General features: G+C 69.8%; 4 protein-coding genes. All 4 read right to left on the bottom strand.

The genetic code is table 11. The annotated features are described in order from the left end of the window. Window positions 1-1,162 precede the first annotated feature (1,162 nt). A complete protein-coding gene (locus tag ACFQU4_RS21595) occupies window positions 1,163-1,927 on the bottom strand; it encodes a class I SAM-dependent methyltransferase (RefSeq protein ID WP_377495775.1) in 765 nt (254 codons plus the stop codon). A gap of 3 nt (window positions 1,928-1,930) precedes the next feature. Further along, on the bottom strand, window positions 1,931-3,895 hold the full coding sequence (locus ACFQU4_RS21590) for a M13 family metallopeptidase (RefSeq protein ID WP_377495773.1): 1,965 nt from the start codon (window positions 3,893-3,895) through the stop codon (window positions 1,931-1,933). 41 nt (window positions 3,896-3,936) lie between these two features. Continuing rightward, a complete protein-coding gene (locus ACFQU4_RS21585; RefSeq protein ID WP_377495771.1) occupies window positions 3,937-5,445 on the bottom strand; it encodes a hypothetical protein in 1,509 nt (502 codons plus the stop codon). A gap of 104 nt (window positions 5,446-5,549) precedes the next feature. Next, window positions 5,550-7,118, bottom strand: a complete 1,569-nt coding sequence (locus tag ACFQU4_RS21580; protein ID WP_377495769.1) for a hypothetical protein — start codon at window positions 7,116-7,118, stop codon at window positions 5,550-5,552. Window positions 7,119-7,129 lie beyond the last annotated feature (11 nt).

Genomic DNA, 7,129 nt, shown 5'->3' with positions numbered 1-7,129 from the left:
CTCGGATCGGCTGGATGGGAGCCGGACGGGACCGGGCGGGGGACGTTCCCGCGGAACGCCACGGTTGGGACGGTCGTGGTGGGTCGGGTTGTTGGGTCGGACCTCGGATCGACTGGATGGGAGCCGGACGGGACCGGGCGGGGGACGTTCCCGCGGGAACGCCACGGTCGGGACGGTCGTGGTGGGTCGGTTGCTGGGTCGGACCTGGGATCGGTTCGATGGGAGCCGGACGGGACCGGGCGGGGGACGTTCCCGCGGGAACGCCACGGTCGGGACGGTCGTGGTGGGTCGGTTGCTGGGTCGGACCTGGGATCGGTTCGATGGGAGCCGGACCGGACCGGACGGGAGACGCTCCCGCGGGAACGCCTACGGCCGGGCGGTCGTGGTGGGTCGGGTTGCTGGGTCGGACCTGGGACCGGCTGGATGGGAGCCGGACCGGACCAGGCGGAAGACGCTCCCTCGGGAATGCCGTCGCGAGGTGTCCGCGGACGATAGGGATTCGGGACGTCGAAGAGTCTGAGTCGTTCTAGGAGTTTCCGCTCGGAGACGGTCCCGCGGGAACGTTTCGGAGGCCGAATCGGCGTCGGGCGGTCGGTTCGTTACCGACGGGTCCCGATCCGAGGCGGCGCGCACGGCTTTGGCCGTCGGATCCCGCGGCCGGCCGGACGTTTTCAAGATCGTGATCCGGTCCGCACCCGTTCCCGCGGGAACGCGTCGGGCAGAACCGTGGCGGGTTCGAGGTGGCGTACCCGGGCCGGATCGCGGATTCGGGACAGGTCCTCCGGCGCATTGATCGGACCGGAGACGTTCCCGCGGGGACGCCGGACCGCGAGTGATCGAGGTTGGGTGGGTCCCGCCTCCCGCCGCCGACAGGCCCGGGACCGAACCACCTTGCGATCCTGCAATCGCGCAGCGTCGATCCGGCCCACATCGAGTGGACGCGTTGACCGTCCGTCACCCGCCCGAGGGCGGTCTTTCCGTCCGCTCGCCGAGTTCGGGTTCGTGGCCCGCCGGAAGATCATTTGGTTGAGCCGAGATCCCGGCCTCGTCGGTTCCATGGGTCCGCCGGCCCGGAGCGGACGGACGGTCTCGCCGGGTCACCCGGCATCGAGTGGGCACCTCCGCAGCGACACGCCGTCAGAACGCCTGCTTTTGTGCCCGGTCAGCGCGGTTTTGGGGTGGGGGTTGGGGTGGTGAGGGCGTAGCGGAAGTGGTTGGTCAGGCGATAGCCCTCGCCGGTACGGAACGGGGCGGCGGCTCGGAGGACGACGGGGGTCAGCTCGTCCTGCTCGTCCGTCGGGTGGCCGAGCAGGGTGCCGCGGAGCAGGTCCGGCTCGGTGACCTGCCAGTCGAGGGCGACCAGGCCCGCGTCGGTCGGGGTGAGTCCGGCCCGGGCGAACAGGGCCTCGAGGCCGCCGGGTTCGCGGAGGGGGCCGCCGGGCTGGAAGGCGGCGCCGGTGGCGTCGGCGATCGCCTGCTCGATCCGGAACAGGTCGTTCCGGGCGTCCTCGGCCCAGTTGGCGATCGCGACGTGGCCGCCGGGCCGGGTGACCCGGAGCAGCGCGGCCAAGCCGGCTTCGGGATCGGGCGCGAACTGCAGTGCGTTCACGGCCGTGACGAGGTCGAAGGCGGCGTCGGGGACCCCAAGATCATCGAAGCTGCCGACCCTGAGGTCGGCGTCCGGCAGGCGTTCCCGGGCCAGTTCGATCATGCCGGCGGCCGGGTCGACGCCGGTGAGGTCGGCGCCGAGCCCGGCGAGGTGGGCGAGCCACTCGCCGGACCCGCAACCGACGTCCAGGACGGTGCTGCCCGGGCCGAGGCCGGCGGCCCGGATGATCTTGGTCCAGACCGGCCGGGGATGATCACCCCACAGTCGGGACCAGTCCCGCGCGACCTCGGACCAGCCGGTCGGGTCAGCCCCGTCCACGAGTCACCAGATGCTGACGCGCTTGGCCGGGTCGAGGTAGAGGGCGTCGGTCGGCTGCAGGTCGAACGCCTCGTAGAAGGCGTCGACGTTGCGGACGATCTGGTTGCAGCGGAACTCGTTCGGGGCGTGCGGGTCGACCGCGAGCCGCTGCAGGACGGTCTCGGTGCGAGCCTTGGACTGCCAGATCGCGCCCCAGTTCAGGAACAGCCGCTGCTCCGGGGTGTAGTCGTCGGCCGACTCCGGCTCGGCATCCTGGGTGGCCAGCCGGAAGGCCTTCAGCGCGATCGACAGGCCGCCGAGGTCGCCGATGTTCTCGCCGATCGTGAGTGAGCCGTTGACCTTGTGGCCCGGCGTCTGGGCCGGCTCCAGTCCGTCGTACTGCTCGATCAGGGCGGCCGTACGCTGCTCGAAGGCGGCCCGGTCGTCCTCGGTCCACCAGTTCCGCAGCGCGCCGTCGCCGTCGCAGGTGGAACCCTGATCATCGAAGCCGTGCCCGATCTCGTGACCGATCACCGCGCCGATGCCGCCGTAGTTGACGGCGTCGTCGGCGTGCTCGTTGAAGAACGGCGGCTGCAGGATCGCGGCTGGGAAGACGATCTCGTTGCGCAGCGGGTGGTAGTAGGCGTTGACCGTCTGCGGCGTCATGATCCACTCCTCGCGGTCGACCGGCTGGCCGACCTTGGCGAGGTTGCGGGTGATCTCGAAGTCGACCGCGCGGCCGACGTTGCCGATCAGGTCGTCCCGCGCGATCTCCAGCGACGAGTAGTCGCGCCACTTCGACGGGAAGCCGATGTGCGGACGGAACTTCGCCAGCTTGTCCAAGGCCTCCTTCTTGGTGTCCTTGGTCATCCAGTCCAGCTCGGTGATCGACTGCCGGTACGCCTCGATCAGATGCCCGACCAGCCGGTCCATCCGCTCCTTCGCGGTCGGCGAGAAGTGCCGCTCCACGTAGATCTGGCCGACCGCCTCGCCGAGCGAGCCCTCGACCAGCTCGACGCCGCGCTTCCACCGCTCCTTGAGCTTCGGGGTGCCGGACAGAACCGTTCCGTAGAAGGAGAACCGCTCGTCGACGAACGCACCGGAGAGGTACGGCGACAGCGAGGAGATGATCTTCCACCGGGCCCAGGCCCGCCAGGAGTCGAGCCGGTTGCGGGTGAGCAGGGCGCCGATCTCGGAGAAGAACGACGGCTGCATCACGACCAGCTCGGCCATCGTCTCCCGGTCGACGCCGAGGCCGGCCGCGTACTCGGGCCAGTTCAGTGCCTCGTACGTCTGCTCGAAGTCCGCCAGCGTCATCAGGTTGTACATCAGCCGCAGGTCGCGGGTCTTCACCTTGTCCCAGTGCGCGGCCGCGATCTCGGTCTCCAGGTCGAGCACCCGCTTGGCCTGGGTCGCCGGGTAGTCCACCTCGGCGAGCGCGAACGACGCCGCGATGTGGGCCTGGTACTTGGTCCGGATCTCGGCATGATCATCGAGCCGGTAGTACTCCTCGTCCGGCAGCCCGAGCCCGGACTGGCCGACGAAGATCACCGAGCGGCTCGGGTCGCCCGGGTCGGACTCGACGTCCAGCCCGACCAGGCCGGAGATGCCGCGCCGGTAGAAGCTGCCGATCAGGTGCACCAGCTCTTCCACCGTGTCGGTCTGGTCGACCTCGGCCAGCAGCCCGGCCAGCGGCGTCGCGCCGGCGGCCTCGACCGCGTCGGCGTCCATGAAGCTCGCGTACAGGTCAGCGATCTTGGCCTCGTTGCTGCCGGGCTCGCCCTCCGTGAGCCCGGTGATGATGTCGCGTACGGCAGCCTCGGCGGCGTCGCGCAACGCGATGAACGAACCGGCCATCGGCTTGTCGTCGGCGATCTCCGTCTCGGCGATCCAACGGCCGTTGACGTGGCGGAACAGGTCGTCGGCGATGCGTACGTCGTGATCGAAGGCGGAGAAGTCGATCGCGGGCACGGGTACGGTGTCGGTCACCCATGCATGTTATGTCAGAGCCGCGAGGCCAGGACCGGTGATCAGTAGTTGCGCGTCCAGGTGATCGGGTACGGCTCCTTGGTGAGATCCGCCGTGACGATGTAGGCCCGCAGCTCGTCGGACCAGCTGTCGTTGTTGAAGGTGGTCGACTGGCCCTTGTAGGTGCCGGTGCCGGAGAACTTCAGGCGCAGCTTCAGATCGACGTTGGCCGCCGTGGGCTTGGTGGAGTCCAGCGTCGGTTCGAAGGTCTTGAAGGTGTCCTCCAGCAGCGACCACTTGATCGACGTCGGGGCGATCTTCTGATCGGAGTTCGGCGTGATCAGGTTGGGGCAGTTCTTCGGCGCCAGTTCCTTCTTCGCCAGGCACTCCTTCAGCGACTTCTGGGTGGCCGCGAGCAGCGCCTTCTTGCCACCGGAGGTCAGGGTGGGCGAGAGGGTCGGCGCCTCGACGTCGTCGGTCAGTTCGGAGATCGTGAACACGTTCTCCTCGCCGTAGTCGATCGCCTTCAGCCCGGTGGTGACCTCGTACGATCCCGGCAGCAGGCCGATGCTGTCCGCCTTGACCGCGACCCCGTTGATCTTCATCGGCAGTCCCTCGACCATCACCGAGGACAGGTCGACCTCCGCGAAGCCCCGGACCAGCTTCCAGTCCTCACCCTGCTTGGTGACGCCGAAGGAGAGACTCACCGACTCCTGGCCGATCATGAAACTGGCGTCAACGGTGGCCGAACCACCCGGGTTCTCCGGGACCTCGGCGACCGTGATCCCGGTCAGCGGGGCGCGGCTGTTGGAGTCCTGCAGTACGGCGTCGGTGATGAAGGTGGCGTCGGTCGGCGGCGCGGCACTGAGCGCGATCGCGTCGGCCGCCTTGCCCGCGGACAGCGCCTCCAGGTAAGCCTTCACGGTGCCGGTCGGGGTCTTCGCCGGCGGGGTCGGCTCGGTGCCGCCGCCGGCCTGGGTGGACCGGAACAGGACCACGCCGCCGACCACGCCGAGCACGATCAGCGCCAGCACGCAGACGCCGACGATCAGCAGCATCCGGGTGTTGTTGTTCTTCTTCTGCGGCTGCTGCGGAGGCCCGCCGTACGGGCCCTGCGGAGGACCGCCCGGACCGGCCAGATAGCCCGGCGTGCCGGGGCTGCCGGCGGTCGCTCCCGGCGACTGCTGATAGCCGCCCGGTCCCGGAAGGTACTGGGTGCTGGCCGTCTGCGGGCTGCTGCCGGACGGATCGCCGTAGCCCGGCTGGCCCTGCGGCGGCTGTTGCCCGTAACCGGGCTGCTGGCCGTAGCCGGGCTGCTGCCCATACCCGGGCTGGCCCTGCTGCGGCGGTTGCTGGCCATAGCCGGGCTGTTGTCCGTAGCCGGGCTGCTGGCCGTAGCCCGGCTGACCCTGCTGCGGCGGCTGCTGTCCGTACCCCGGCTGTTGACCGTAGCCCGGCTGGCCGCCCTGTCCCTGCCCGAACCCGTCTGCCCCCTGGCCTTGACCGGAACCGCCCTGGGGATTGCCCCCGTACGGCCCGGGCTGGCCACCAGGCGGGTACTGACCACTCATGCTGGACTCCGTCACTTCGTCAGGCGCGCGGTATGCGCCGCTCGGGCACCAACCTTACCGAGCGATGTGCCCATCTCGACGGCCCCGGGAGGGCTGCCGCAGGGTCACGAAGTCCGCTCCCAGGCCAGCTTCATCGGCTCCTTCGTAAGGTCAGCCGTGATGTAGAAATAACGCCACTGATTCGACCACGAGTTGTTGTTGAAGGTGGTCGGCTGGCCGCTGTAGGTGCCCCGCGCGGAGAACAGGAACTTGAGCCCGAGCTTGCCCTTGGCCAGGTAGCTCCCGTTGCCGCTGTCCACCAGTCCACCCTTGAAGGTGTCCCAGGTGTTGGAGGGCGACGACCAGCGGACCGAGTCCGGGTCGATGGACTGCCCGGGGCCGGTGGTGACGAAGTTCGGGCAGCCCTTCGGCGCCACCTCGCGCTTGGCCAGGCAGTTCTTCAGCTCCGCCTTCGCCGCCGAGATGAAGGTCTTGGTACCGGCCTCGGTCAGGGTCGCGGTCGTGGTCGGCATGGTCGGCTGCCCGGTGGCGCCCTTGACCACGAACTCGTCCTCGCCGTAGCTGATCGCCTTCAGCCCGGTGGTCAGCTTGTACGAGCCCGGCAGCAGGATCGCGTTGTCCCCGGCGGACTTCACCCCGTTGATCAACATCGGCAGGTTGTCCAGCTTCACCTCGGACAGGCTGACCGTCGCGTACGGATTGGTGAGCTTCCAGTCCTCGCCGACCTTGGTCAGCGGGAACTGCTGGGTGACCGTCTCGTCGCCCAGCATGTAGGTGGCGTCGACCAGGGTCGTGTCGCCCGACGGCGGGGTCTTGCCCACCGGCACCGAGATCGCCGTCAGCGGGGCCCGGGACATGGACTCCTTGAGCACCGCGTCGGTGATCAGGCTCTTGTCGGCCGGCGGATTCGCGCCGAACGCCAGCGCCGCCTCGGCCTTGCCGGCGGCGACGGCCTCGAGGAAGCCCCGGACCGCGGCCGGCGGCTTGGCCGCCGCGGCTTCCTGCGCGCTGCGATAGAAGAGGACACCGCCGACGACGCCGCCGATGATCAGGGCCAGCACGATCACGCCGACGATCACCAGGATCTTGGTGTTCGACTTCCGTGGCGGCGGCGGTTGCTGGGCTGCGTAAGCCGTGTGCGGGCCGGCCGGGTAGGCGCCCGGCGATCCGGGGCTGCCCGCCGTGGCGCCGGGCGACTGCTGGTAGCCGCCCTGCTGGCCGGCGTAACCGGGCTGCTGGCCGTAGCCGGGCTGCTGGCCGTAGCCGGGCTGCTGCTGACCGTAGCCGGTCTGGCCGCCGTAGCCGGGCTGCTGTTGACCGTAGCCGGTCTGCTGACCGGGCTGTTGCTGGCCGTAACCCGGCTGCTGGCCGTAGCCGGGTTGCTGCTGCCCGTAGCCGGTCTGCTGACCGGGCTGCTGTTGGCCTGGCTGTTGACCGGGCTGCTGTTGACCGGGCGACGGCTGACCGGGCGGCGGCTGCTGGCCGTACCCGGGCTGTTGCTGGCCGTAGCCGGGCGGCGGTCCGCCCTGGCCGGGCTGCTGCTGGCCGTGGGGTGGCTGGCCGCTGCCGGGCGAGGATCCGTAACCGCCGGCATCCGGACCGCTGCCGGCCCCGTCCTGGGGATAGTTTCCGTAGGGGTCGGGCTGGCCCCCGGGCGGATACTGACCACTCATGTCTGGACACT

This window comes from Microlunatus sp. GCM10028923 (assembly GCF_042666975.1).
Classification (GTDB): domain Bacteria; phylum Actinomycetota; class Actinomycetes; order Propionibacteriales; family Propionibacteriaceae; genus Microlunatus.
This window is presented reverse-complemented; position numbering and strand designations above follow the sequence as displayed.